At 51.6% G+C, this 25,329-nt stretch carries 29 protein-coding genes, 1 pseudogene and 1 riboswitch; of the genes and pseudogenes, 19 read left to right on the top strand and 11 right to left on the bottom strand.

The annotated features are described in order from the left end of the window. Positions 1-84: 84 nt before the first annotated feature. Both GIW82_RS12520 and GIW82_RS12525 read left to right on the top strand, forming a co-directional pair. Positions 85-1,239, top strand: coding sequence for a hypothetical protein (locus GIW82_RS12520; protein WP_154750287.1), 1,155 nt, complete (start codon positions 85-87; stop codon positions 1,237-1,239). Positions 1,240-1,280: 41 nt separating this feature from the next. Further along, the gene (locus GIW82_RS12525) at positions 1,281-1,634 is read left to right on the top strand and encodes a hypothetical protein (RefSeq protein ID WP_154750288.1); all 354 of its coding nucleotides are present in this window, start codon (positions 1,281-1,283) and stop codon (positions 1,632-1,634) included. Between the two features lie 72 nt (positions 1,635-1,706). Here GIW82_RS12525 and GIW82_RS12530 read toward each other — a convergent pair whose 3' ends face one another. Further along, positions 1,707-2,588 carry a helix-turn-helix domain-containing protein gene (locus GIW82_RS12530; RefSeq protein ID WP_154750289.1) on the bottom strand — a complete coding sequence of 294 codons (882 nt, stop codon included), beginning with the start codon at positions 2,586-2,588 and terminating at the stop codon, positions 1,707-1,709. Positions 2,589-2,774: 186 nt separating this feature from the next. Between GIW82_RS12530 and GIW82_RS12535 the strand changes: the two genes are divergently transcribed. The 3 genes from GIW82_RS12535 (at position 2,775) to GIW82_RS12545 (ending at position 6,422) form a co-directional block, all read left to right on the top strand. Then, positions 2,775-3,785 (top strand): LLM class flavin-dependent oxidoreductase, encoded by a 1,011-nt coding sequence (locus GIW82_RS12535; protein ID WP_154750290.1) that lies wholly within the window; start codon positions 2,775-2,777, stop codon positions 3,783-3,785. A 117-nt stretch (positions 3,786-3,902) separates the two neighbouring features. After that, positions 3,903-4,724 carry an STAS domain-containing protein gene (locus GIW82_RS12540; RefSeq protein WP_154750291.1) on the top strand — a complete coding sequence of 274 codons (822 nt, stop codon included), beginning with the start codon at positions 3,903-3,905 and terminating at the stop codon, positions 4,722-4,724. 270 nt (positions 4,725-4,994) lie between these two features. Further along, the gene (locus tag GIW82_RS12545; protein ID WP_154750292.1) at positions 4,995-6,422 is read left to right on the top strand and encodes an aldehyde dehydrogenase family protein; all 1,428 of its coding nucleotides are present in this window, start codon (positions 4,995-4,997) and stop codon (positions 6,420-6,422) included. 169 nt (positions 6,423-6,591) lie between these two features. Here the strand turns inward: GIW82_RS12545 and GIW82_RS12550 are convergent, their stop codons facing one another. After that, entirely contained in the window at positions 6,592-7,908 is a 1,317-nt protein-coding gene (locus tag GIW82_RS12550; protein WP_154750293.1) for a M20 family metallo-hydrolase, read from the bottom strand. A 120-nt stretch (positions 7,909-8,028) separates the two neighbouring features. Here GIW82_RS12550 and GIW82_RS12555 point away from each other — a divergent pair, with 120 nt between their 5' ends. Beyond that, on the top strand, positions 8,029-8,706 hold the full coding sequence (locus GIW82_RS12555; RefSeq protein WP_154750294.1) for a tetratricopeptide repeat protein: 678 nt from the start codon (positions 8,029-8,031) through the stop codon (positions 8,704-8,706). A gap of 17 nt (positions 8,707-8,723) precedes the next feature. On the opposite strand, the gene GIW82_RS12560 is transcribed toward GIW82_RS12555, so the two are convergent. From GIW82_RS12560 to GIW82_RS12590, 7 genes are all read right to left on the bottom strand, one after another. Beyond that, entirely contained in the window at positions 8,724-9,167 is a 444-nt protein-coding gene (locus tag GIW82_RS12560) for a hypothetical protein (RefSeq protein WP_154750295.1), read from the bottom strand. Positions 9,168-9,185: 18 nt separating this feature from the next. Further along, positions 9,186-10,424: a serpin family protein gene (locus tag GIW82_RS12565; RefSeq protein ID WP_154750296.1), complete on the bottom strand. Its 1,239-nt coding sequence runs from the start codon at positions 10,422-10,424 to the stop codon at positions 9,186-9,188. 63 nt (positions 10,425-10,487) lie between these two features. Next, a complete protein-coding gene (locus GIW82_RS12570) occupies positions 10,488-11,663 on the bottom strand; it encodes an MFS transporter (RefSeq protein WP_370456228.1) in 1,176 nt (391 codons plus the stop codon). Between the two features lie 37 nt (positions 11,664-11,700). Continuing rightward, entirely contained in the window at positions 11,701-12,279 is a 579-nt protein-coding gene (locus tag GIW82_RS12575; RefSeq protein ID WP_154750297.1) for a TetR/AcrR family transcriptional regulator, read from the bottom strand. Positions 12,280-12,390: 111 nt separating this feature from the next. Then, positions 12,391-12,708 (bottom strand): DMT family transporter, encoded by a 318-nt coding sequence (locus GIW82_RS12580; RefSeq protein WP_154750298.1) that lies wholly within the window; start codon positions 12,706-12,708, stop codon positions 12,391-12,393. After that, positions 12,708-13,049 (bottom strand): DMT family transporter, encoded by a 342-nt coding sequence (locus GIW82_RS12585; protein WP_154750299.1) that lies wholly within the window; start codon positions 13,047-13,049, stop codon positions 12,708-12,710. The genes GIW82_RS12580 and GIW82_RS12585 overlap by 1 nt, the downstream gene beginning before the upstream one ends. Before the next feature lie 58 nt (positions 13,050-13,107). Next, positions 13,108-13,206, bottom strand: a riboswitch (guanidine-I (ykkC/yxkD leader). Positions 13,207-13,312: 106 nt separating this feature from the next. Next, entirely contained in the window at positions 13,313-14,065 is a 753-nt protein-coding gene (locus GIW82_RS12590; RefSeq protein WP_154750300.1) for a class I SAM-dependent methyltransferase, read from the bottom strand. 400 nt (positions 14,066-14,465) lie between these two features. Between GIW82_RS12590 and GIW82_RS12595 the strand changes: the two genes are divergently transcribed. The 10 genes and pseudogenes from GIW82_RS12595 (at position 14,466) to GIW82_RS14935 (ending at position 19,937) form a co-directional block, all read left to right on the top strand. Then, on the top strand, positions 14,466-14,660 hold the full coding sequence (locus GIW82_RS12595) for a hypothetical protein (protein ID WP_154750301.1): 195 nt from the start codon (positions 14,466-14,468) through the stop codon (positions 14,658-14,660). Positions 14,661-14,840: 180 nt separating this feature from the next. Further along, a complete protein-coding gene (locus GIW82_RS12600) occupies positions 14,841-15,407 on the top strand; it encodes a group-specific protein (protein WP_230309389.1) in 567 nt (188 codons plus the stop codon). Then, positions 15,404-15,919, top strand: a complete 516-nt coding sequence (locus GIW82_RS12605; protein ID WP_154750303.1) for a GNAT family N-acetyltransferase — start codon at positions 15,404-15,406, stop codon at positions 15,917-15,919. Before GIW82_RS12600 ends, GIW82_RS12605 begins: the two co-directional genes overlap by 4 nt. A gap of 110 nt (positions 15,920-16,029) precedes the next feature. Beyond that, entirely contained in the window at positions 16,030-16,302 is a 273-nt protein-coding gene (locus GIW82_RS12610; RefSeq protein ID WP_370456229.1) for a DUF1450 domain-containing protein, read from the top strand. Positions 16,303-16,461: 159 nt separating this feature from the next. Further along, positions 16,462-16,896 carry a MerR family transcriptional regulator gene (locus tag GIW82_RS12615; protein WP_154750304.1) on the top strand — a complete coding sequence of 145 codons (435 nt, stop codon included), beginning with the start codon at positions 16,462-16,464 and terminating at the stop codon, positions 16,894-16,896. 258 nt (positions 16,897-17,154) lie between these two features. Then, positions 17,155-17,361 carry a helix-turn-helix transcriptional regulator gene (locus GIW82_RS12620; RefSeq protein WP_154750305.1) on the top strand — a complete coding sequence of 69 codons (207 nt, stop codon included), beginning with the start codon at positions 17,155-17,157 and terminating at the stop codon, positions 17,359-17,361. Continuing rightward, positions 17,358-17,840, top strand: a complete 483-nt coding sequence (locus GIW82_RS12625; RefSeq protein ID WP_154750306.1) for a hypothetical protein — start codon at positions 17,358-17,360, stop codon at positions 17,838-17,840. The genes GIW82_RS12620 and GIW82_RS12625 overlap by 4 nt, the downstream gene beginning before the upstream one ends. A 98-nt stretch (positions 17,841-17,938) precedes the next feature. Continuing rightward, complete coding sequence (locus tag GIW82_RS12630) at positions 17,939-18,466, top strand: sigma-70 family RNA polymerase sigma factor (RefSeq protein ID WP_154750307.1); 528 nt, start codon at positions 17,939-17,941, stop codon at positions 18,464-18,466. A gap of 313 nt (positions 18,467-18,779) precedes the next feature. Next, positions 18,780-19,145, top strand: a pseudogene (locus GIW82_RS14930) (LCP family protein); the annotation flags it as partial. 246 nt (positions 19,146-19,391) lie between these two features. After that, on the top strand, positions 19,392-19,937 hold the full coding sequence (locus GIW82_RS14935; protein ID WP_370456241.1) for a hypothetical protein: 546 nt from the start codon (positions 19,392-19,394) through the stop codon (positions 19,935-19,937). A gap of 106 nt (positions 19,938-20,043) precedes the next feature. Here GIW82_RS14935 and GIW82_RS12640 read toward each other — a convergent pair whose 3' ends face one another. Then, complete coding sequence (locus GIW82_RS12640; RefSeq protein WP_154750309.1) at positions 20,044-20,760, bottom strand: 3-ketoacyl-ACP reductase; 717 nt, start codon at positions 20,758-20,760, stop codon at positions 20,044-20,046. A 271-nt stretch (positions 20,761-21,031) separates the two neighbouring features. On the opposite strand from GIW82_RS12640, the gene GIW82_RS12645 reads away from it, so the two are divergent. From GIW82_RS12645 to GIW82_RS12655, 3 genes are read left to right on the top strand one after another with little or no spacing between them, the layout of a single operon-like run. After that, entirely contained in the window at positions 21,032-21,415 is a 384-nt protein-coding gene (locus GIW82_RS12645; protein WP_154750310.1) for a MerR family transcriptional regulator, read from the top strand. After that, on the top strand, positions 21,412-22,911 hold the full coding sequence (locus GIW82_RS12650) for a class I adenylate-forming enzyme family protein (protein WP_154750311.1): 1,500 nt from the start codon (positions 21,412-21,414) through the stop codon (positions 22,909-22,911). The genes GIW82_RS12645 and GIW82_RS12650 overlap by 4 nt, the downstream gene beginning before the upstream one ends. Position 22,912: 1 nt before the next feature. Beyond that, positions 22,913-24,583 carry an acyl-CoA dehydrogenase family protein gene (locus GIW82_RS12655; protein WP_154750312.1) on the top strand — a complete coding sequence of 557 codons (1,671 nt, stop codon included), beginning with the start codon at positions 22,913-22,915 and terminating at the stop codon, positions 24,581-24,583. A gap of 426 nt (positions 24,584-25,009) precedes the next feature. Here GIW82_RS12655 and GIW82_RS12660 read toward each other — a convergent pair whose 3' ends face one another. Beyond that, positions 25,010-25,276 (bottom strand): hypothetical protein, encoded by a 267-nt coding sequence (locus tag GIW82_RS12660; protein ID WP_154750313.1) that lies wholly within the window; start codon positions 25,274-25,276, stop codon positions 25,010-25,012. Positions 25,277-25,329 lie beyond the last annotated feature (53 nt).

Consider the following 25,329-nt stretch of genomic DNA (forward strand, 5'->3'; position numbering starts at 1 on the left):
TTTTAAATTCCGGAAAAAAACGCTATTCATTCTGTTTCAAGAAAGCTATGATGAGAAAAACGACATTGACCAGGAGGGAACAAGATGAGACATCCAGATAAATACGAGTCATTTTGGCAATGGTTTATGGAGCGGGAGCCGGTGTATTACAACGTGCCGGAAGCAACGTGGGAAGAGGTCAACGCATTATTGGAGCGACTTCAAGCGGTCAATCCGCATTTCCTGTTCGATCTCACATATGAGCTCGTGGACGGCTACCGGGAGATGTTCATCAGTGCAGACGGCGTTGCGGAAGCATTTGATGATCTGCATGCTCTGCTTCAAGCAACGCCGGAGCTGGAACGCTTCCAAGTCATAGGGCTACTCGAGCCCATGTCAGAAGGGGCGGAGATAGCGGAAGAGGAAAACGAATATCCGGAGCTGGACCTGTCATTCCTCCCGCCGACGCTGCAGAAGTTGAAAGCATTCGACGAGTCACTGGAAGCACAAGGAAAATCGCTCGATGACGGCATCGGCGTACGCTGGACGGATGCACGGATGGCGTATCAGGAAACGCCGCTCGATGTCTTGCCGTTCATGGACGTCGGTGTCGACGGAATCCATGTGGGCTTATTGACGGACTTCGGCCAGGTAACGGATTTGGAAGAGGCGTTTATCGTATTGGTCATGCCAGCTGATCCGGAGTCGGGCCGCTTCCTTGCGCGCAACCCGAAGGAATTCGTCGATTTTTTGTGCAGCGACCAATATTTGACGCTCCTCTGTAATGGATTGGTTATCGATTCAGCGGAGACGTACCAGCAAGTGATCACCGACACGGACCAAGATTTCGCCGAGAATCCTGAGCTTGAGAATACGTGGAAAGCGGCAGCAGCCGAACTAGGGGAAGCAATGGACGCGGAGCCGATTGCGGATGTCTATGGTTACGTAGCGGAGGTCGTCACCGCGGCGCGGGAATCACAGATCGCACTGCCAACGCTCGATGGCATCGGCGTCGTTTCAACGGAGGACGTTGGCGAGCTTCCGGTTTTCCGGCTGGAAGAGGATGTGCCGGTCGATCTGAAAGAAGTGAAGCAGTTCTTTGCTACTGCCCCTGTAGCGAGCAAGCAGGCGTTCATCCGCAACGCTCAGTATACGCGGGCACTTTTTGAAGAGCCGGAGCTGAAGGCGTTCATCATGGATGAGCTCGAAGTGATGGGCTGCAGCGCGGAAGCGGAGAGATTGAGAAGCATGGATTGGTGAAAGCGGGTGTCCGCGAAATTTAGACAACGAGGTGCAGAAGGATGAACGAAGAAGAATCGGAGAATTATACATGGGAACTAGTCGGGATCCATAAAATTACGCAAGAACGAATTTCCTTTCCTTGTTCTGAGAGCAGCGCAGGAGCGGTCATCAGCCAAATCATAAAAGAACAGGCAGATGGGTTATGGGAAATCCCTGAAGAGATCAAGAAGGAATTGAAGGGAATAATAGAAAAGGGAAGGATCAGCGTAGGGATGATCAGTGATCTGCTGGACGTGGATCAGAGCTGGACCGAGGGCTTCATCTACGGTGAAAGTGATAAATCCAGACTGGCCGCTGATGATGTGATTCTGCTGATGGAATTGATCAGAAGGCTGTCGAAGGCTCCATCATGATTTTCAAAAATATCCTTTCAAGAAAACCGGCCACCCCTCAACAGCGGGATGGCCGGTTGTTTTCATGCACGATCAAATTTCCTCTTCGAAGGCCAAATTGACAGGCTCATCGAGTAGGACGGGCTGTTCTTCTAAATTGGTGGTCTCGACCCCGCCATCCACTTGCTCGAATGTGAATTGGTCCATCCACACATGCCCTTGTCCGGATAGCAGAATGCCGAATGCGATGATGGAGCTGTCGGCGGGAACGTCGAGGACGATAGAGTAGCGGTTCCAGTTTGTAGTTCCGCTGATCGCACGGTTACTCATATTATCGAATTGCAGCACGTCTCCGTATGCGTTATCGACGCGCATCCACATGCCGCTGAACGTCTCCACATCTTTTGTTTTGATGAAGGCCGAGAGTCTCAGGCGCTTCCCTCTGTAATGATCCGCTTTGAATTGCTGCATCATCGTAGCGAAGCTCTCGCCATCCAACACTGTTTTCGATTTCAGATACCCCGACGCTTTTCCTTGGTGGACCACTTGATGGTCGATCCCCATTTCATAATTGAATTGATCCGTCCCGCTTAAAAACCAGCCTGTCACTTGCTTTTCCATGGGTGATTCCTCCTTGTTTTTCAATATGTCCGCCATCAATTTCCGGTATTGCCCGGGCGGCAAGTGATAATATTTTTTGAAGCTCCGTGTAAAAACTTCCTGAGATTCGAACCGGTAATACAGCGCGATGTCGAGAATCCGCTCGTTTGTGTAAAGCAAAGCCGCAGAAGCATTGGCCAGACGCCGCATTCGTATATACTCGGTGACGGACATCCCGATAGCCGAATCGAAAATCCGATGGAAATGAAATTTGGAAAAGCCCGCCTGTTTTGCGATGCTATCGATTGCGAGCGGTTCATGCAATCTTTCTTCGATATAATTGATGGTTTGTTTGATGACCTCTTCGTACTGCATAGGATGCGCCCCCTCTGTAAATAGAATAACAAAAGTAACAGCCCTGTTTTTGACGATTTTTGCTGAACTGAAAGCAAGGTGAACGAATTTCAAACCTCCTTGTCCAATACACCCAAGCCGCCCTGCCAAACAGAATCCGTCCTACATGGTAAGCTTGGGGTATCAGAAAACAGGACGTGAAGGAAAATGATCAAACTAAGCATCTTGGATTATTCGCCGGTCGACGAAGGAGCAACTGCTGGAGATGCGCTCAGACAGACAGCAGAACTTGCACGGGCGGCGGATGAGCTTGGCTTCAAACGCTTCTGGGTTGCCGAACATCATCAAGTGTTTTCGGTGGCGGGCAGTTCACCGGAAATGCTGATGATGCATTTGGCAACGGTGACGAAGAACATCCGCATCGGTTCCGGCGGCGTCATGCTGCCGCATTACAGCGCGTATAAAGTGGCGGAGAACTTCCGATTGCTCGAAGCATTGCATCCGGGGCGGATCGACCTCGGCATCGGCCGCTCCCGCAGTTATCGGCTTGTCAACAAAGCGCTGAATGAAGCGAAAAGGAATCCGGTCCCATATGAGCAGCAAATTGCAGACCTTCAAAAATACTTTACTGACGACATGCGGACAGAGCACCGCTTTCAAGAGCTGCGGGCGACGCCGATTACGGACACAGCACCGGAAATGTGGCTGCTCGGAGCGGGAGAAGGAAGCGCCGGAGTGGCAGCGGAAGCGGGGACAGGGTATGTGTATGCCCATTTTGCGAAGCCTGGACTGGCCGGTGTGAAGTTGTTCCAGGATTATCGCCAACATTTCCAGCCGTCCCGCTTGTTGGGCGAACCGGCAACGATGGTGGCTGTCTTTGCAGTGGTCAGTGAAACGGAAGAGCAAGCGGAGGAATTGGCGAAGGCATTCGACCTTTGGCTGCTGTTCGTTGAATCGGACTCACCGCCGCCTTATTACCCATCCATCGAAACAGCGAGACTGCGCGGCTTCAGCGCGGGTGAGCGGGAAAAAGTGGAACGCAACCGGAAGCGAATGCTGATCGGGACACCGCAGCAGGTCAAGCAGCAGATCGAAGCGGTTGCCGCTCTGTATGAAACGGAAGAAATCCTGGTCATCCCGCATATAGCTGGTGCGGCAAATCGAATGACCGGTATCCAGCTGCTGGCGCAGGCGTTCGGGCTTGAGAGTCCAATATAAGAGGTGGACAGATTCAGTACATGGCGGCAGTTGGAAGCAGAGGGAAGAAAAGATGTTTGACCGTCTGCCTTTTACGGTATAATTGAAATAATATGCAAAGAAAAGGTGGACATAGCTATGCCTTCAATCAAAAGATTTTCACAGCAAATAAATGAAAATGCAGCATCGCTGGCAGGCCAAGTGGTCCAGGAAGTTGTCGAGCAGATGAATTTGTCGATCACAGAAGAAGAGGAAGCGCAGACGCTCGACATGTACAGAGAATTGCTGGTGTTTTTCTCGGAGTCACTGGCAGGAAGAGAGGATGCAGCGATTCCGGAGGCTCTCATGCGCTGGAGCAAGAAAAATGCTGAGATGCAAGTACAGGCGGAAGGCAAGATTTCTGAGATTGTCGTCCGCTATCCGCCGACACGCGAAGTGTTTTCGGATATTTTTACTAAGATTGGCACGGAGCTCGATTTGTCTCTGGAGGATCTGTCATTCATTCTGTGCCGCATCAACAGGATTCTCGACATCAGCCTGAACGAGACCTTTTTTGCGTTCGAACGGCTGACGGAACAGCGCCAGAAAGAATCGAACAAGGAACTGATCCAATTATCAGCCCCGATCGTCCCCGTCAAAGAAGACACGGTCGTGCTGCCGCTGATCGGCTATTTGGACGGCGACCGGATCAAGCATATTATGGAAAACGTCGTGCCACAAATCGCTGAAATGAACACCCACCACGTCATCGTCGATTTCTCGGGAGTGCTGACCATCGACGATTACACGGCTGAAGCGATGAATCACATCGGTGGGACGCTGAAGCTGATGGGCATACATATTGCCGTGGCAGGATTGCGCCCGGCTCTCGTGCAGCTGGCTGTGAATAGCGGAATCGAGCTATCTGAAGTGGAGTCTTACCATTCGGTGAAGCAGGCGTTGAAGAGTATTGGTGAGTGAAAAGGAGAGCTGTTCTGGAAGTCATGAGAGTGATTTTTTGGGCGTTTTTTTGATTGGGCCTACAAGGGCTTCCCGACGAAGGGCAAGTGAGTCGGCGGAGGAGGTACATAAGTTTATGAACATCAAACGGCGACTGAGTATCCTGCAACATGACAGATCCTAAACCTGCCAATTATTACGCGCAACGTTCCTCTCTCTTCCTATACAGGATTACGCACAACATGTGTGGGTAAACTGTAACTAGGTTCAAAATTGGGAAGGAGCTTGATTATGCTTAATCATACAAAACAATATATTAATGGCGAATGGGTTGATTCGACAAGCAAGCAAACGATCGAAGTGGTGAATCCGGCGACAGAAGAAGTGATCGGTCAGATAAGTGATGGAACTGCAGAAGATGTGGATCGTGCAGTGCACGCAGCGAAGGAGGCGTTCGCTTCATTCGCTGCTACCGATCGGGAGGAACGGATCAGGCTGCTTGAGGCCATCGCTGATGAATATGAGAACCGGAAAGATGACCTCATCAAGACAATTACTTTGGAGCTTGGCTCACCAGTGACCAAATCGGAAGAAGTCCATTATCAAATGGGACTCGGCCATTTCCGCGAAGCGGCTGAACAATTGAAGACGTTCGAATTCACGGAACAGCGAGGCAGTTCATTTATCCGCAAAGAGCCGATCGGTGTGGCAGGATTGATCACGCCTTGGAATTTCCCGACCAACCAGATTTCGACGAAACTGGCGAGTGCGCTCGCTGCAGGAACGACGATTGTGGTGAAACCGACATCCAAGACACCGTTTGCTTCGATTATTTTGGCGGAAATCTTTGATAAAGTGGGTGTGCCGAAGGGCGTCTTCAATTTAGTGAATGGATCAGGCTCTACAGTGGGGAATGCAATCAGTTCGCACCCGGGTGTTGCAGTCGTTTCCTTTACCGGATCCGGTAAAGTCGGAAGTGGCCTGATGAAAAATGCAGCGGACGACATCAAGAATATCTCGTTGGAACTTGGGGGTAAATCTCCACTTGTCATTTTAAAGGATGCAGACGTCAAAGCAGCGGCAAGGAGTGCATTGACGCAGATTGCGACGAACACGGGCCAAGTGTGTTCGGCGGCGACGCGCATGATTGTCCACGAAGACATGCACGACGAATTCATCGAAGCGATGAAAGAGGCAGTTGGAGAGTTCCCGGTCGGGGATCCGCAGGACAAGAAGACCTTCATGGGGCCCCAAGTTTCCGAGGAGCAGTGGGAAACCGTGCAATCGTATATTAAAAAAGGCGAACAAGAAGGCGCGAAACTGGTGATCGGCGGTCCTGGCCGTCCAGAAGGGATCGATAAAGGCTTCTTTTCTCAAATCACGGTATTCGCCGATGTGCGCAATGACATGACGATCGCCCAAGAAGAGATTTTCGGGCCGGTCATGTCGGTCATCAAGTATAAAGACATGGACGACGCGATCCGGATTGCGAACGACACGGTGTACGGGCTTGCGGGATACGTATTCGGCAATGATCCGGAAGAGTTGAAGAAAGCGGCCCTGAATATCCGTGCCGGACAGATTACAATCAATGACAGTGAAACGGATATGTCCGCACCATTCGGCGGATTCAAACAATCCGGTATCGGCCGTGAATGGGGCGATTACGGCATCGGGGAATTCCTCGAGCCGAAAGCGATCATGGGATTTCCATCTTAATAAGGAAGTGAAGAGTTGCCCTGGAACTTGGGGCAACTTTTTTTGTGGGGAAGAGGGAGGAATTTCCAGGAAGATGCGAAGCTCCATAAACTACAAAAAGCTGTGCCCGAACATAACCTGACTTCGTAGTCATGTTCTTTTGGGACAGCTTTTTTTCATGTGCCGGCTATCAACTTGCCACTAAGATGCCAGCCAGCATCTTCCCCTCAACAAAATCCTTCAGCACATGCACGCCCATCACACAATCGTTCAGCGACGACCATTCTTTCGGGTGATGGCTGATGCCGTCCTTGCTTCTGACAAACAGCATGGCGGCCGGGATATGGCGGCCGAGGACCATCGTATCGTGCGCGGCACCGCTCGCGAGGTAGATCGGCTTGATTCCGAACTTCGACAAGGAAGCAGCAAGTTCCGCTTGCAACTGCTCGTTGATCGGAACGGGCTGGATGCGGGTGTTTTGTTTGATGGCAACTTCGACACCGCGTTGTTCGGCGACCGTTTTCGCTTCGAGTGAGATGCGTTCAACAAGTGCATCGCGGGTGTCTTCGTAAATATCCCGGATATCGACGTGCAGGACGACTTGTTCAGGGATGACGTTGATGCCGTTCGGCGAAACGTCGAATTTTCCGATGGTCGCGACTGCGGTATCACTCACTTGTGCAGGGAAGTCCGGCACACGGGAAGCGAATTCCGCAGCGGCGACGAGCGGATCGCGGCGGCCAATCATCGGGGTGTTTCCGGCGTGGCCTGCTTGTCCGGTGAAAGTCATTTCGACCCAGGACGGTCCCGCGATTCCACTGACGATGCCGACCGGCTGATCGGCTTTTTCCAGCTTCTTGCCTTGTTCGATATGGATTTCCACGAACAATTCCAATTCACCGATGTCCCGCTTCGCCTCTTTGAACCGGGCCAAAGAACTGCCGTAATGGGTAAGGACCTGTTCAAACGTCTCGCCGTTGAAGTCGCGCAGCTTGGCGAATTCTTCGTCGGTGAAGTCGCCGATCATCCCACGGCTGCCGCTCAGCCCGCTTTTGAAACGCGCGCCTTCTTCGTCCGAGAAGATGATGACTTCATAAGGCTTTTCAGGAGTGAAGCCGGTGTCTTTCCAGGCTTCTGCGACTTCAAGGGCAGATAGCACGCCGAGTGGACCGTCGAAGTTCCCGCCGTTCGGCACGCTGTCGACATGGGAACCGGAAGCGATTGCTTTCGCGTCGCTGCTCTTCCCTTCAAGACGGCCGATGACATTGCCGGCGCCGTCTTCTGTGACCGAGAGGCCAGCTTGTTCCATCCATTTCTTCACGAGCGCTTTTGCCGCTTTTTCGCCGTCGGAAAACCCGGGCCGCTTTACACCTCCGACTTCCGTGAAGGCGATCAGTGACAACTCGTGGAGCCTGCGGGCCATGCGTTCACCGTCGACACCCGAATGGGACAGCTTACTATCATATGCTTTCATCAAGTCTTCAAAAACAGGACTATGTACAGTCATGAAAAAACCTCCAATAAAATGATCGAATAAAAGATGTGGCTATCCCACTCATCATAGCGGTTTTTCAGCCCGTTTGTAAAATTGAGGCGATTGGATGTGTGAAAAGGTGTAAACGCTAAAATGAAAGTAAGAAATGTTGAGGGGAGAATGGCGATGAACATCGAGGAGCGATTGAAAAGGGCGTTCGGATTGTTTGACAGAGGAAAGTTTGACGAGGCAGAAGCGATTTACGAGGAGTGCCTGGGCAGTCTGACAGAGAAAATTTCGCCGTATTATGTGGAGGCGCTTCATGGGCTCGGTTATGTTAGAAGCGCAAAAGGGAGATATGCAGAAGCAAGGGACTGTTACAGGGAATTATTGGAGATGGCGAAAGAGCAAGACGATTGGCAAAAAGAAGCGGTGGTGCTTCATCAATGCGGAATGGTGGAGCGGATGACAGGCTGTTTGCCGGAAGCCAAGGATTTTTTTGAAAAAGAATATGTGATCTGGAAACACGAAGCGTCGGATTTCCATGTCGGCTTTTCAGCGAATTTCTATGAGCAGGGAATCGTTGCATTGAAGGAAGGAAATGAAAGAGAGGCTGGAAATTTCCTTCAGCAGGCACTTGAATTTGCGGAGCGGTCAGGCGATCTGGTAGCGCTCGGCTGTGCACACCGGGGGCTCGGTCAATTAATGGCTTCGCTGGATAAGAAGGAAGAGGCAGACATGCAATTTCATTCGGCAGTCCGGGCATTTGAAGAAGCGGGGGATGTACAGGCGGTGAAAGATGTGAATCGCTTGCACAGGGGGCTTGATTAAAAAAGAAAAAGCGCCGCTCACTCTGCAGCACTTTTTCTTGTGATGGAATACAGGACGGCGATGGCAGCAAGTGCGACGAGCACGCCAAGTGCCCAATACGCCATTTGACGTATCGGCTGTTTATACGTGTACGCCGATTCCCAAACCGCCTTCACGAATGTGCCGCCGTCTTCCACAGCAATGGCTTCATCAGTCGGAACACCGTCAATCTTGTAATAAGCAGTACCTTCCTGGTAGGTGTTGGAAAAGTTTCCGCTAAGCTGCTCCATGTCGGAATAAGCAGTGACCTCGCCGATTTTTTCTCCGACGTTCTCCACAGTCTCTTTGGTCGTGACATAGAGTGCATCATCCCAGACGACAAATGGATATGCCCAGCTTGTGGCCTGTGCGTGGAGCGGGAAGAGCATGCTAACTAATAAGGTGATCAACGAGCCAGTCACAATCGGATGTTGGATTTTCAATGGATAGCATCTCCTCATTTATTCAGCCGGATTTTCAATCGCTCCCATGAACAGAATGACGCCGCTCGTTTCATCGGTGATGGTGAAGAAGAACGGACGGTCCACCGTCATTTCGAATGGGTCGGCGGGTGCAGAGGTTTCCCCTACGCTTACAGAAGTGGCTGCCGCTGCTTCCGTTCCTTGTTCGTTCACATCGATGAAGGTTTTTTGTTTCACTTCACTGATGTACAGTTTGTCGCTGTCACTGAACATCTTCGATAGATCAGCCGAGTCGAAAGCAGTTTCCATGCCGAGGCGCTGTAACGTATCGTTCAGGATCATCTCTTTTTCCAGTTTGAATTTCGGCAGCCGGATCGTCCCCGCCTGCTCCGTCATCCCATCTTGCCACTCGTTCCAAGTCTCGGTTGTCATCGCTGTTTTCAATTCGGCAAGAGAAGAATGCGCTGCCGGCAAAATGACGGTCATGCTCATTTCACCGTCACCGTAAGGCAAAGATACAGCTTGGAAATCTGTCGTTTCCAAATAAGGAAGGTCCTCATGCATGGACATGAGCGGAACATCCACATCCGTGCCGTCTTCCAGCTGGAAAGGCTGTTCTTCCGTCAGAGATTCATCAAAAGGGAATTGCCAGTCGCCGTTGAAATAAATGGCATTCAGCAGCATGGCAATCAAATTGTCAGGAAGCGGAGATGGCGCCATTTCTTCGATTTTGCCATTCGTCGCATCATTCACCCAACCGTTGATCCGGTCCGCCACTCCAGCGTCCTCCCGGTCGATCGATTCCACTGACGCATTGTAATAATCCTCGCTGCTCGCGGTGAACGGTTCGAGCAGTTCATAACGTTCATCGACCCAGATCGAATTAGCGACGTTCAGCTCGATGCCTTCTCCCATATTCGAAAGCAGAGCCATGAGCGAAGCGTTCGCACGGTTCAGTTCTTCAGGAGAGAGCCCGTCCGCCCTCAGCACTGCCGCGATTTCTTCTTTCGTTTGGCCTTCCGCTCCGTTATAAACCATCGACAGCGCCAGGAACAGGCTCGTCGGTGACAGCACGATATTGCCGCCTTCCGCCTCGGACAGATCTGCCATGATATTGATGCCAAGTTTATTATTGGCTTCGGCCATTTGTTCGTAATCACTGTCCCCGTACTCAACAGATGCAGCAGGGCGCAGGTCCTCATTCGTCTTCTCTTGTCCGCAAGCCGCAAGAATCACGAACAGTCCGGAAAGCAGCACCAGCACGATTGGTTTCTTCAAAAAAACCCCTCCTTTCCACGATTAGACGGGAAAGGAGGGGGAGGGTTACAAAGGGCCGAAGAATCAAATCTTCGCTTTCGTTTCAAGCGCTTTCGGTGCTTTCCACCAATAGGTCATGATAATGCCGACGGCAAGAACCGCTGTGGCAAAATAGAACGGGTAGTTCAAATCGATATCGAAGAGAATACCGCCTGCGATCGGGCCGAAAATATTGCCGAGGCTCGTGAACATCGAGTTCATGCCGCCGACAAACCCTTGCTCGTTCCCGGCGATACGCGACAAGTACGTCGTGACGGCAGGACGCATTAAGTCGAAGCCGACGAACACGACCATCGTCACGAGCAGGATCGCAAAATAACTCGAGACGGTCGTCATGAGGAAGACGAGTGCCGTCGAAACGATGAGACTGTAGCGTATCAGCCGGATTTCGCCGATCCAGCGCGTCAGCCGGTCGAACAGGCCGACCTGGAAAATCACACCGACAATCGCGCCGAGCGAAATGATGATCGCGATGTCTTTCGGCGTGAAGCCGAACTTGCGGTCCACAAATAGCGAGAACAGTGATTCGAATGCTGCAAGGCCGAATGACGAAATCAGGATAATCATGAATGCGATGAAGAACATCGGAACGAAAATCCGGCGGAAGCCGCCTTTTTGGACCGGCATGCCTTCATATTCTTTACTGCGCTCGGGTTCGCGCAAAGTGATCAGCGACAGGATCATCGCAAGCAGGCCGAATGCAGCAGCGAAGAAGAACGGGACGCGTGTGCCGATCTCCGCCAAGAAGCCACCGATTCCAGGGCCGATGATGAAGCCGGTCGAGATGGCTGCAGACATGTAGCCGAGTGCTTTCGGACGTGTCGCAGTCGTCGTGATGTCTGCGATGAATGCGGTGACTGCCGGCATGATGAACGCCGCGCTGACCCCGCCGAGAATGCGGGACAGGAACAGCATTTCCACCGTCTGCCCGATTCCGAACAGAAACTCGGAGAAGGCGAAGACGAACAGTCCGGCGACGATCAAAGGCTTCCGCCCGATCTTATCAACGAGACGTCCGGCGAAAGGGGAGACGATGAGCTGCGCCAACGCAAAGGCGGAAACCATGTAGCCGACCGCTGTCCCTGAGATATTGAGTTCGTTCATGATGGTCGGCGTGACCGGGATGACAAGGCCGATTCCGAGAAACGCGATAAAAAGGTTCAGCAGGAGAATGGGTAGGGCAAATTTATGTTTGTTCACAAAAAGGACTCCTTCAATTGTAGATTGTAGATTCGGTTCAGCGTGTCATGCCGCGCCAGAAAACCGGCCAGACAGCATGGACACGCCGTTCGTAAAAAGCATAGCTGCTGTAGACGAGATCGATCATCGATGCTTCGGCAAGGGTCATGTAAGACAGTGCCAGGCTTTCGAAATCATCGTTATAGAGCACTTGCTCACGTTTATGTCGTTCACGCAGTAAGCGTGCCAAGTGGCGGTGCAAGTCTTCGAAGAATGGGTCGAACACCGCGTTCACTTCCTTTTCCAGCTTGAGCGGCGGGAAATAGGCCATGCGCAAGATGAAGGTCATCATCTCGTTCTCTTCACTTTCTTTGGCAAACCATGAGAAATAGCCGAACAACAGCTCTTCCAGCGGCTGTTCCTGTGCATCGCGGAAATACGAGGCCAGTCTTGCTTTCTGTGTGTGGACTGCATAGTGGAGAGCGGAGAGGAATAAATCGTCTTTACTCGCGTAATGCGCATAGATCGAAGGTTTTTTGATGCCGACTTCCTGTGCGATATTACCTAGCGAAGCGCCCTCGTAGCCTTCTTTTGCAAAATGGTTCAAAGCCGTTTGCAGAATGATATTTGCTTTCATAACTTCACCTTCCTAACGGTCGTTAGTCCATTTTGCCTTTTTCGATTCCAACTGTCAATCAGAAAAACTCCATTAAAAAAACACCTGCAGAAGAAGCAGGTGTTTCCGCCATTAACCCGACACAAGCTTCAAGCCGACTGCCGCACCGAGTACGACGCCGATCAGCAGGATGCGTTTCCAATTCCGCGACTCATTATAGAACAGCATCCCCAGAATCGCCCCGCCGGCAGCGCCGATGCCCGTCCATACGGCATAAGCCGTCCCCATCGGCAACGTTTCCATGGCGAGCGCAAGGAAGATGAAGCTGAGTCCGAAGCCGAGAAGGAGCAGCACGAATGCCTGCCAGTTCTTATCCCGGTGCAATTTGTTGATCATCGCGACGCCCGTCATTTCGAACAGACCGGCCAGCACTAAATAAAACCAAGCCATCATGCATCCACCCTTTCCTCATCGTCATTGTCCGTCACGAGCTTCAGCCCGATGACACCCGCAAGCAAGATCACGATCATCGCGATTTTTGCAGGATCGAACGGCACGTCGAAGAACAGCATCTCAGACAGCACAGTCCCGGCCGTCCCCATGCCGACGAACACGGCGTAAACGGTGCCCACCGGCAGTTTCTCCCCGGCCATGATCATCAAATAAAAACTCACGACGATCGCAATGACCGTCCCAAACCATTCCAGTCCACTGTCTGCGTGTTTCAGGCCGATCACCCAAAACACTTCGAAAAATGCAGCGATGAATACCTTCATCCAATCTTTGTTCATGTGTTTTCCTCCTCCGATTCACCAAATAAAAAAACCTAGAAGACAACTGATCAACAGTTTCTCCCAGGCTTTTGTCCCTCCGTGGCACAGCTAGAACGCTGTGAGTTTTCTCTCGGACCAGGCCAGCGTGCGCTGCGGAACCCTAGAAAACATTTGTCATCTATCCAGTTAAGGAAAATTATACGGAAGTGGGAAGGGGAAATCAAATGGGGCGGGTTGGGAGAACATAAAGAATCCCGGCGAACGTTCGCCGGGATAAGTTTTTACTTCTTCTTCACTTTGATTCGATACGCCAAGCAGTCATCTAGCGAAGCGACCTCATGGTAGATACCTTTTTCAAAATCCATCGCACCTCCCGGGAAGTAAGCGGTGACCTGTAGTCCCGCTTGTTCGCAAAGCGCATGGATCTCTCCAGGCGTATAGCACGCAAGCGACTGCGTCACACTCGCTTCCGGATTCGCCGCGCGCCACCACGTATCCGTCATGCGCTTCGTGTCTTCCTCGAAACCGTAAACGCGTTCGGTGTCACTCGATGCGACCGGCCGCATCTGCGTGCCTTGGACCTTGCGCCAGTAATCCGGCTGATAAATATCGATCAGCCCGAACCCGTCGTCTTTCATCCAATCGCGGATGCGGAAGAGCAGACGCAACTGATCCGCATCATCCCCGACGCCAAAGCCGTCCAAATAGAGGACCGCATCGAACGTTTCGGGCAGCTCAATCGTATAGAAATCTCCGCACAGCGGCGTGACTGCCGGGTACGCATGCAGTGCTGCGAACGCATGCAGCTCCTCGACGAGCTCGATTGTCGTCACTCGTTTCCCTAGCGCCGCCAACTCGTTCGCCATGTAGCCATTGCCTGAACCAAGCTCCAACGCTGTTTTGAAATCTTTCCCGGCCTGCTCAAGAAGCAGCTGCGCATCTTCCACTAAATATCCGGGACGCACGTGCTGCCGTTCGGGGTTGATCATCTCGAATTGCTCTTTATAGAAAGGTTTTGTCCATTGTTCAGTCATGTTAAATGTCCTCCTCCTGTAATTTGTGCGATTACAGGTGAAGCTTCAAGTTCCGGATTCCCATAGACGGGCACCTCCTCTTTATTTCATTGTAGCTGACAGGGCAGCGGGAGAAAAGGGGGAATGTTCTGTTGGCTGAGTGGAAGGATTTTGAAAATGAACGCAGATTTTTTCAAGTAAAAGGGCATACTGTCCGCAATTGACCAAATACTGTCCGGAACAGGTGAAATACTGTCCGGAAACCATCAAATACTGTCCGCAAGGTTAAATTGCCCAAATCGGTCCTTGAAATCGACAAAGTCCCAACCCGAAAACTGTTACAAACGTAAAATAATTTGAATTTTCAATCAAATTAATGTATAATTCTCACAATAACTACATTCCCAACAGGAGGGATGCCATGCTGATAGGAATTGTGCTGGGTGTGTTCGGAGGATTGCTTACGTTCGGCGTGTTATACGATTCTTTCGTCAGAAAAAGCTTCAAAGCACAAAAAAGCCAGGAACATTTGCCGCCGCATGCCAATCAACACATCGACAACGGACGCGTGGACGGTGCGGCGAATCAAATGTCGAGCCAGAGTACAGGATTCTGAAAAGGAAAAAACCCGCGGCTGCGGGTTTTTTAATGGAATTCAATCAGTATTCTGCTCGATTTCGGTAAATCCAGTATAGCATAAAGATTTTGTAATTATAAGACTACTATTTCCTGGCATCATTCCCTACGCTAAAGAAAGCGAACGAAAGGGGAGAATGGAATGGAGTATGTCTATCATATGGTTCCGAAGAAAATGGCGGGACAGCAATTGATTCCGCTGAATCAGTTGAAGGAAAGCGAACCTGAGCTGTATACAGAAGCGATCCAAAAATACAACGATCATCCAGAGCGGCTCAAGTTGCTCGTCAAGCGGATTCCGCAGCTGGAGTGCCTATGGAACGATGTGCTGCACTTTTTGCCGATCCATCCGTCGCACGTATATGAAGGGTTACGATCGCTCGGAATCAAGGTCAAGACAGATCTCCTGTTTTACGAAATTCCAGTGGACCGGCTTTCTGGAAATCAGACCGTCATCTATCATTACCGGAAAGAACATTACAAAGGCCCTGCTGCGCCGATCGATCCGATTGAAATCGAGGTTTTCGATCCGGTGGACAACAAGATTCCGAACCGCCTTCCGGAAGAGACATTCGATTATTTTCAGGAAGAACATGCCAAAGGCAACCAGTTCGGGATGTTTCCCTATATCCCGCATATACTGAGCCTAGGGGCAGTGGACATTTCAGGTGTACGGATCGTAAATTGGAGTAAATCATCGCTGCAGGAAGGGGAGGAAACACAATGAACATTCGCAAAGCGGTACTGGAAGACGCCCGCGGCATCGCGGAAGTGCATGTGGATAGCTGGCTTTCGACGTACCGGTCGATTGTGCCGGATGATTATCTGGACAGCTTAACGTACGAAAGCAGGGAACAATCCTGGCAGCGCGGTTTGGCGCAAGAGGGCATTTTTGTCGCAGAAGATGCGAGCGGCAAAATCATCGGATTCGCGACGGGCGGGAAAGAACGGAGCGGCGATTATCCGGATGTCGAAGGGGAATTATACGCCATCTATTTACTGAAGGATCTGCAGTCAAAAGGAACAGGCCGCGCGCTCACTACCGCAGTAGCAGCGAATCTTTTGGAAAAAGGCATGAGTTCCATGCTCGTCTGGGTGCTGGCGGACAATCCGTCCCGCGGTTTTTACGAACGGATGGGCGGCAAGCTGCTGGACGAGAAAACAATTGGAATCGCGGGTGAGGAACTGCCGGAAGTCGCGTACGTGTGGGAAGACATTCGGCCGCTCGCAGAATCTTAACGTGTTCAGGAGCTTCCCTCCGCCCCAAAACCGTCACACAATCACAAGCCCCCTCACTTGTTTCACGTACTCCTTTTCCCTTAAACTGATAGGTAAATGGAGGGGAAACCATGCTGAAGGGTCTTTTCAAGAAAAAACAATCGTTCCTGGCCGACCAAGTCGAGTTCTGTGTGACGAACATGTCGCAGGGCAGCGACGAAGTATACGAACAGCTGACCGGACGCGATGACATCGAATTGCTCCAGACCGGCTGCAACTCCCATTGCGAACTTTGCGCGTGCTCGCTTTACGCGCTCGTCAACGAAGAAGTTGTCGAAGCCGATACACCTGAAGAACTGCTCGAGAAGATAAATGAAGAACTTGAACTCAATTCAATCCGATAAAACTAGCACCCGGCGCATCCATAAGCGACGGGTGTTTTTGTGGTGTCTGGCACTGGGGTGCCAGACACCAACTTTTTGTTTATGCCAAAAACGCTTGCTCTTTACGTTAACGTCAATGGTAAACTGGACGTATTAAAGCGTAAATGAGGGAGGCGGGAGATGAAGACGATCAAGGAAGTGGCAGATGCGTTCGGGATGACGACAAGGACCATCCGTTATTATGAAGAGCTGGGCATGCTGAAGCCGCAGCGCACCGAGGCGAATCGGCGGATGTATGCGCCTGCTGAAGTGGCCAAGCTGAAGCTGATCGATAGGGGGAAGAGATACGGATTTTCGCTCGAGGAAATCAAAGAGATGGTATTGCTGTTTGACGTCGATCGTTCAGGGGAGAAGCAATTGGAGCGGACGATCGAATACGGCGAGAAACAGATCCGGGAAAATGAAGGCGGCCTGCATCCTGCGGGCCGCCGTTTGTTATTGCGGATCACAAATTTTTATCACACTCAGCAGTTTCAATTTCCAGTTAATTGGCGATACTATCCGGAATCGGTGAAATACTATCCGCATTCCCAAAATACTGTCCGGATTCACTAAAATACTATCCGCTTGCAAATCCAGTCTGAAAAATGGCGCCCCGCTGACCAGCGTGGTCGTCATGCTGTATTCCATCTCGAAGATCCGGAACGAAAACATTATCGATGGATTGAAACAAGAGAATATCTGAGTCGAGTGCCTGGCAACTGTCCTTACAAAACGGACAGTTGCCAGGCACTTTTTAAATAGATTGTATAGTTTACTTGACATAAAGGCAAGTCAACTATACAATTCATTTAAGTCAGGAGGGGACATACGTTGATTGAAAACCGGGTTCGGGAGTTGCGCGCAAAATATAAGCTGACACAAGACGAGTTGGCGAAAAGGACTGGAGTCACGCGACAGACCATCGTGTCGCTCGAAAAAGGGAGTTATACCCCTTCGCTTCTGCTGGCGATGAATATCGCGGAAGTGCTGGGAGAACGGATCGAAGAGATTTTTTATAAGGGAGAGGAAAAAGGATGAAAATGTATGTTACGGTACTTTTGAGATGTCTCGTATATGTGGCGCTGGCGTTCATGGTCTACGATTACTTAAAGGTCGACCAGCAATTTACGTTGTTCGAACGAGGGTATATCGACAACTTTGAGGTGACCATCAGCAATGGTCCAGGCCTTATATTTATTGCTCTTACGGCCGTGCTTGTCCTGCTGAATCTCATCCAGCTGTTCCGGGCAAGAAAGAACAAGCAGATAAAAACGGAGGATATCCTTTTGCCGGAATACGACCACCGGGATGAACGGGCGGTTGAAATTACCGGCAGAGCCGTGCGCTTCGCTTTTGCGTTCATTCTTTTGTACTCGTTTCTCGTTCTCGGCTCATATATGATGGTGCCGAATTATTTCCTCGACTATATTTGGTATCCGATGCTCGTAACCGCTTCGATTCCGGTAGCAGGACTGCTTGTCTATTTGCTGACATTTAAAGTACTGGAGGCGCGTTGACGTCGAGTGTCTGGCACTTTCAGTTTTTTGTCTGTATTGAACTCGTTTCGGTTCGGCAATCGTCTAATCTATAGACAGCAGAAAGGGCGTGGGGATGGTTGGACACGGAAGAGAAAGATTTCCTCCTGGAGAAAGTGATGGTCCAATACGGCGATGAATTGGTGCGGCTCGCGTTTTCCTATGTGAAAGACGCAGAAACCGCGAAGGACATGGTCCAGAATACGTTCATCAAATGCTACAGCCATCTGGATACGTTCCGGTTCGATGCACACATCAAAACATGGCTTTACCGTATGACGATCAACGAATGCAAAGACTATCTGAAAAGTTGGAATTACAGGATGGTCCAGGTGAGCAGCTTGATCAGCGAAACAACAAAGGCCATCATACCGTCGACGGAAAAGACCGTGATCGACAACTACACGAATGCGGAAATCAAAGATACCGTTTTTACACTGCCGAAAGCATACCGGGAAGTGGTATACCTCTATTATTACGATTCCTTGAAGCCGAGGGAAATTGCGGACATCCTGGAAATTCCGCTCAACACGGTCAAGACACGATTGAGGAGAGGCAAGGAAAAGCTGAAATCAACGATGGAGGAGGCGGAGCTCAATGGAAGATAAAAGGCTGAGAGAAAAATTACACAGCAAAACGGCCGAAGAACTCAAGTTCACGAAAGCAGACCGCGCGGAAGTGTTCGAGAAAATCCATCAACCCGAAGAGAATCCTATACATAAGAAGCCTTTCATGCCTATCTCCAAAACGTTCGTGCCGATCGCTGTTTCGTTGCTCATGGTCGGACTGTGCATCGTTCTGTTTTTCCCGTCGCTCCTTTCCAGTGATTCCGCCAAAGAGACGGTCGTAAGTGTCGCAGGTGATCCAGGAGTCGAGGAACAAGCATTTTCGACCACATTGATTACCGTAAAGTCGGAGGACATGGACAATCGGATTTACTTGAACTTACTACTGACGTATCACAAAGAAGAACAGAAGCTGAAGTTTATTTCTTTGCCTCATGACACCCGTGTGCCGATCAAGCCGGGTTCGATTGACCCCGATAAATTGTTGCTCACCTATCAAAGAGGTGGTGCTGAAAACGTCGTATCGGCCGTGTCGGAACTAGTCGGCTTGCCGATCGATCGCTATGCCATCATCGATCTGGAAACCGTTTCGCAACTCATTGAGTTGGTAGGCGGTGTAGAATACGTTTTGCCGGAAGACATCCGCGTACGAGGGATCACGGCACAGGCCATCGAGTTCGAAGGTGGCAAGCAAAAATTGGACGGAGAAGAACTGGTCGCACTCATGATGGCTGCGACAGAAGGCAGTGACTTGGCGGAAAAAACCGTACTGGATCTCCTGGAGATTGTGATGAACCAGACAGAAGACCAAGTGACGCAAGTACAGTTCAACGACCTATTCGCTCAAATGGAAACGAATGCTTCACCGGAGTCATTTTTGGAAAAACTAAAGAAAATTGATTCAGTCGAAATGGTTTCATTGAAAGAAGGAATAACTCCACATGCGGAAGCTATGGGCGATACACAGATGCTGTACACGATTTTATTTGAAGAAGAATTTATGGAAGCAATTTTGAAGGAATTGACTGATGGGGAAAGGGTGCAAGAAGAGGAAATAACACAAGAAGACGAAGATACTGAGATTGAAGAAACAGTAGAAACTGAAAACGAAGATGCAGAAAAAAGCGTCTCCGTTCTATCTGCGTACTCCAATGAGCAGATCGAATACGCCCGGGTCTGGCTGCAGCTCGGCACAAACCAGGAAATCGACGGCCTGTACGTCACGAAAATTCCGGCAGGCACTCCGCTCAATCCGGACGATGAAACGAGCGCCGTCTATCCGGAAGACGTCATCCAGCTGGCCGGCTCACGCCTCGTCGATGGCTCCGTCACCTATAGCGGTAACGGGGACGGCACGATCAATATGTACAATGTCCCGCTGCGCTGGGACGGCGAGTACCCGGCGGGCGAAGCGTTCTACCAAGGCTTGATTGACAACACGGAGCTGTTGGCGGTTGACGTGGGAGCAGACGAAGACGTGGTCCGATTGATCGAATTGCTGAAGATGCAATGAGTGCGAAATTTAGAAGGAGAAATTCCCTCTAATTGGAGCGCATTCAGATGAAGAAAAAAGACAGAAGCCGATGAATCTTGGCTTCTGTCTTTTTCATTTGTACGATTTAAGGGTTCGTCGACCAAAGGCCAGCCGATTTCAGCAAGACACGCGGGTGCAACTTCAACTGCGCAACCATCATCTGCGCCATATCTTCCGGCTGCATCACTTTGTCCGGATTGCCGTCCGTCAAGTTCGACTCGATCGCAAGGTCCGTCGCGACTGTGCTCGGCGTCAATGCCGTCACGCGGATGTTGTGCTTGCGTACTTCCAGCATGAGTGATTCCGTCAACCCCATCACACCGAATTTCGACGCACTGTAAGCACTTGTCAGCGGCGCGCCTTTTTGCCCGGCAGTTGAAGCGATGTTGATGATCTCGCCGGACTCACGCTCGATCATCTGCGGCAGCACCGCACGCGTCACATAATACACGCCCATCAAGTTCGTGTCGACGATGCCTTTGAACTCTTCCGGCGACAACTCAAGGAACTTGCCGAATTTGCCAATGCCCGCGTTGTTGATCAACACGTCGATCGCGCCAAGCTCTTCTGTAATGTGCGCGACAGCCGCATTAACCCCTTGCTCGTCCGCCACATCCGCTGCCGCGAAAACTGTTTTCACACCGTACTGTTCAAGCTCTGCAGCAACTTTCTCCAAGTTCGCTGCTGTGCGCCCGATCAGCCCGACATTCATGCCTTCCGCTGCGAAAGCCATCGCCGTAGCGCGCCCGATTCCGCGTCCAGCTCCTGTAATGATTGCATTTTTCCCTTTAATTTCTTGCATACTGACCACTCCTCTATGAACTTTCAATTTCTTTCCATTCAACAGTGTAGCAAAATAATAGCCGGAAACCTAAGTGAAGAGCTTGGGGGCAATGGTCTTTCGAGGAGATGGAGCGGCCAGAATTTCCATTTAGTCATCGCTACTGCCGGTTCCACGAAAATACGCTCTGCTCAATCTATGGGAGTTGGCACTTCGCGAAAAACCCTTGCACTTAACGTTAACGTCAATGATAGACTGAAACTATAGCGAACCTTTAAGGGAGGGGCGGAAAATGAAGACGATCAAGGAAGTGGCGGAGGGGTTCGGCATGACGACGCGGACAATCCGGTATTACGAGGAGCTCGGCATGCTGAAGCCTGAGCGGGACGGAGCGAACCGGCGTCTGTTTTCGGCAAGGGAAATAGCGAAGTTGAAGTTGATCGACCGGGGCAAGCGGTACGGCTTTTCGCTGGAGGAGATCAAGGAAATGGTGCTGCTGTTCGATATCGACCGCTCGGGGGAGAAGCAATTGGAGCGGACCATCGAATACGGCCAGCGGCAAATCCGGGAAATCGAAGTGAAAATCGCGGAATTGGAATCGATGAAAGCGGAAATGACTGGATTGCTCGCTGAATTTACAGAAAAATTAAATAAATTAAAGGGGATGAAGGAATGAATATTTCATGCTTATTGGAGAGAAATGCACGGAAATACCCGCAGGCGGAAGCGGTTGTCGGGATGGGGCAGCGGCTCAGCTTCACCGAACTGGACCGCCTGGCGAATGCCGCAGCGCACGGATTGAAGGAAGCGGGAATCGGCAAAGGCGACAAGATCGTCTTGTTCATGCCGAACGTGCCGGAATTTGTCGTCGCTTACTTTGCCGCGCAGCGGATCGATGCGGTCATCGTTCCGATCAACGCGAAGCTCACCCAAAAAGAAGTTGAGTACATTCTCGGCCATTCGGACGCTAAAGCGTTCATCGCGCATGAATTATTATTCGAAGCGGTCAAAGGGCTGCAGTCGGACATCTTATTAATCAAAACAGGTGACGCGGTGGAAGGATGGAAATCCTTTAACGAATTCACAGGCAATGCTTCAACGGAAGTGATCAGCTCGGCCGCGACCGATGACGATCCTTCGACCATTCTTTATACATCCGGCACGACCGGCCAGCCGAAAGGCGTGCTGTTCAGCCACCGCAATGTGCTGACGGTCGCTGGGATGATTTGTGTCGAGATGGAAATGAAACCCGAAAGCCGCCTGCTCCACATGATGCCGCTCAGCCATTCGGCGCCGCTGCATCTGTTCCTCGTGGCGGGGATGGTCGTCGGGGCGAAGCATGTGCTCGTGCCGACTTTCACGCCGGACCTCCTGCTCGATACGGTCGAAAAGGAGCGGACGACGCATTTCTTCGGCGCACCGGTCGCCTATTTGATGACGGCGAAACATCCGGAAATCGGCGAGCGCGATCTGTCTTCAATGAAATGGTGGATCTACGGCAGCGCGCCGCTTTCAGCAGGCGAAGTGAAATTCGTCCAGCAAGCGTTCAAGACGGACAACCTCGTCTGCGTTTACGGCCTGACGGAAGCGGGGCCGAGCGGGACGCTCATGACCGGGCCGGAACACGCCGAAAAAGCGGGAAGCATCGGCAGGCGTGCGGCACTTCACACGGAATTGCGCATTGTCGATGATGCCGGAGAAGACGTGGCGCCAGGGCAAGTCGGCGAAATCCTCCTACGCGGCGAAGGAAATATGCTCGGCTATTACAAAAACGAAGAAGCGACGAAAGCGACGTTCCAAGGCGAATGGCTCAAGACCGGAGACCTCGCGAAATTCGACGAAGACGGCTTCATCTGGATCGTCGACCGCAAGAAAGATCTCATCATCTCGGGCGGAACGAATATTTATCCGAAAGAAATCGAAGAAGTGCTGGTGAGCCATCCGGACATTTCCGAAGTGGCCGTCATCGGCGTGCCGCATGCGGAATGGGGCGAGACGGTGAAAGCGTATTTCGCCGCGAGCCGCGAATTGGACGCAGAGGAAATCCGGGCGTTTGCATCGGAACAATTGGCGAGCTTCAAAGTGCCGAAACTGTTCGAACAAGTCGAAGCGCTGCCGCGGAACGCATCGGGCAAAATCCTGAAACAGCCGCTTCGTGAAAGGGGAGAGTGACATGGTCGTCTTGAAAGGGGAAGCGCCTGTGGGGGTGCGCAATTTCTTTGAGGGGGATGAAACTTTGCTGCGGATTTTGGAGGAGCGTCTGGAGCCGGATTTCCTTGCATACGCCGTGAAGGAATTGCAGGCATTCGGCGAACTTGCCGCAAACGACATCGACGAACGCGCGCGCCACACCGACCGCGAAGGAACGCCGCGTCTCGAGAAATACGACCGTCTCGGCGAGGACATTTCGCATGTGTGGGTCAACGAAGGGTACAGGAAGACGGTCGCGGAAACGTACGGCACGGGCATCGTCGGCTATGTGCACAAGGACATCCCGGAACTCGGGTGCAAAGGGAATTACGTCTACAGCTTCGCGCAGGGGTACCTGCTGTCGCAGTCAGAACCCGGCTTCTACTGCCCGGTGACGCTCACGATGGCGACGGCTTACCTGCTCGAGCATTACGCGGACGAGGAACTCAAGGCGAAATTCCTGCCGCATATCGCGGCGACCGGCGATATCGAATTGTTCGAAGGCGCGACATTCCTGACGGAGCGGCAGGGCGGCTCGGACGTCGGCGCGAATACGGTGCGCGCTGTGGCAGAAGACGGACATTACCGCCTGTACGGCGAAAAATACTTCGCGTCGAATGCCGGCATGGCGGGAGTCGCAATGGTGCTTGCACGGATTGAAGGGGCGCCTTCCGGATCGAAGGGGCTTACCTTGTTCGCTGTCCCTTGGCAGGAAGACGGCAAACTGAACGGCATCCGCATCCGCCGGCTGAAAGACAAGCTCGGCGTGCGTGCCGTGCCGTCCGGCGAAGTGGAATTCGACGGCGCCAAAGCATTCGTCGTCGGCGACCCGGCAAAAGGATTGAAATACATGCTCGAAGCGCTGAACCTGTCGCGCATCTGCAACGCTGTGGCTTCGATCGGCATCATGAAACGCGCCTTGTCGGAAGCGGCGGACTACGCCGCGCGCCGGGACGCGTTCGGCCAGCGCCTCGACCGCTTCCCGATGGTGCAGGACAGCCTGATGAAATTGCGCGCCAAACAGGAAATCGAAACGGCGGCGATTTTCGACCTGATCGCTTTATACGACCGGGTGACAGCCGGTGACGCCACGCCGGAAGAGGCCGTTTTGAGCCGCCTGCTGATCGCATTGCTGAAAAAAGAATCCGCCGAGCAAGCCATCCACTTCGCCCACGAAGCGATCGAAATGCACGGCGGCAACGGCTACATCGAAGACTTTGTCACACCGCGCCTATTGCGCGACGCCCAGGTGCTCACCGTCTGGGAAGGCACAGCAAATATCCTCGGCTTGGAATTGATTCGCCTCGTCAATAAGCTGGACGGTCACCGGGTGTTTATCGCACATCTGGAATCGCGGCTGGAGCGGCTCCGGCCGTCTGCAGAATTTAGTGTTGTCATCGACAAGCTGGCGGAGCTGGGGGGCGAACTTACTGCCTTCGCATCGTATGACTACGATTTGCAGACCTTCGAAGCGAAAGCGCTCATGCAGAAAATGGCCGTGCTGTTCGAGAGCGTCGTGGCGCTCGAGTGGTCGGAGAAACACGGCGGCAAATACGCCAAATTGGCCGAAATCTTCATCGAAACGGCGTGGGGGACGCGGAAACCCGGCGGCGAGATGAAAACGGTGAAGTATTTTGATGAAGTGATGGGGTGAAAAACGGCTTCGCGGACGATTTGAGAGGCCCTGATTTCCTGTTAATTGGCGATACTGTCCGGATTCGGTGAAATACTGTCCGATTTCACTGGAATACTGTCCGATTCAGCCGAAATACTGTCCAAACCCCTATAATGAAGGCGGCCTGCATCCTGCGGGCCGCCGTTTTTTAGTGCACTTCGGAAATTCTTATCACACTTGACTGTTAGAATTTCCAGTTAATTGGCGATACTATCCGGAATGGTCGAAATACTATCCGCTACGCCAAAATACTATCCGGGATAGAACAAATACTATCCGCAACAGAGAAATACTATCCCAGCTCAAAAATGAATGCGGTACACTCACAGCGGGCCGCATTTTCCGCAAAATCGCCTCCTGAGAGAGTGCCGGACACAGAACCTCCAGGCACTCCTTCTATTGCCTCTAACAAATCGTCGTCTCCGCCATCTCCACCTCACCCGTCACGCCATCCACATAATCGATGCCCCACTCGCAATTGCCCTCATTCTCCCACTCCACCACATACCGGTTCCGCTCATACTTGATGGCAATCACCTTCGCATTGCCGAACGAATTCGAATCGAGGTCTTCAACCATCTCGATTACTTCGGTCTCTGTCAGTTCCGGCTCCACAGCTCCGCATCCGAAAAGAAGCAGAACAATCAGCCCCAGCACACAAACTCTTCTCATATCGACCACCTCTTGAATGAGCAGACGTAAAGAGAAGAGAGAAGTTACAGGCG

It is taken from the genome of Planomicrobium sp. YIM 101495, assembly GCF_009707665.1.
Taxonomy (GTDB): domain Bacteria; phylum Bacillota; class Bacilli; order Bacillales_A; family Planococcaceae; genus Planococcus.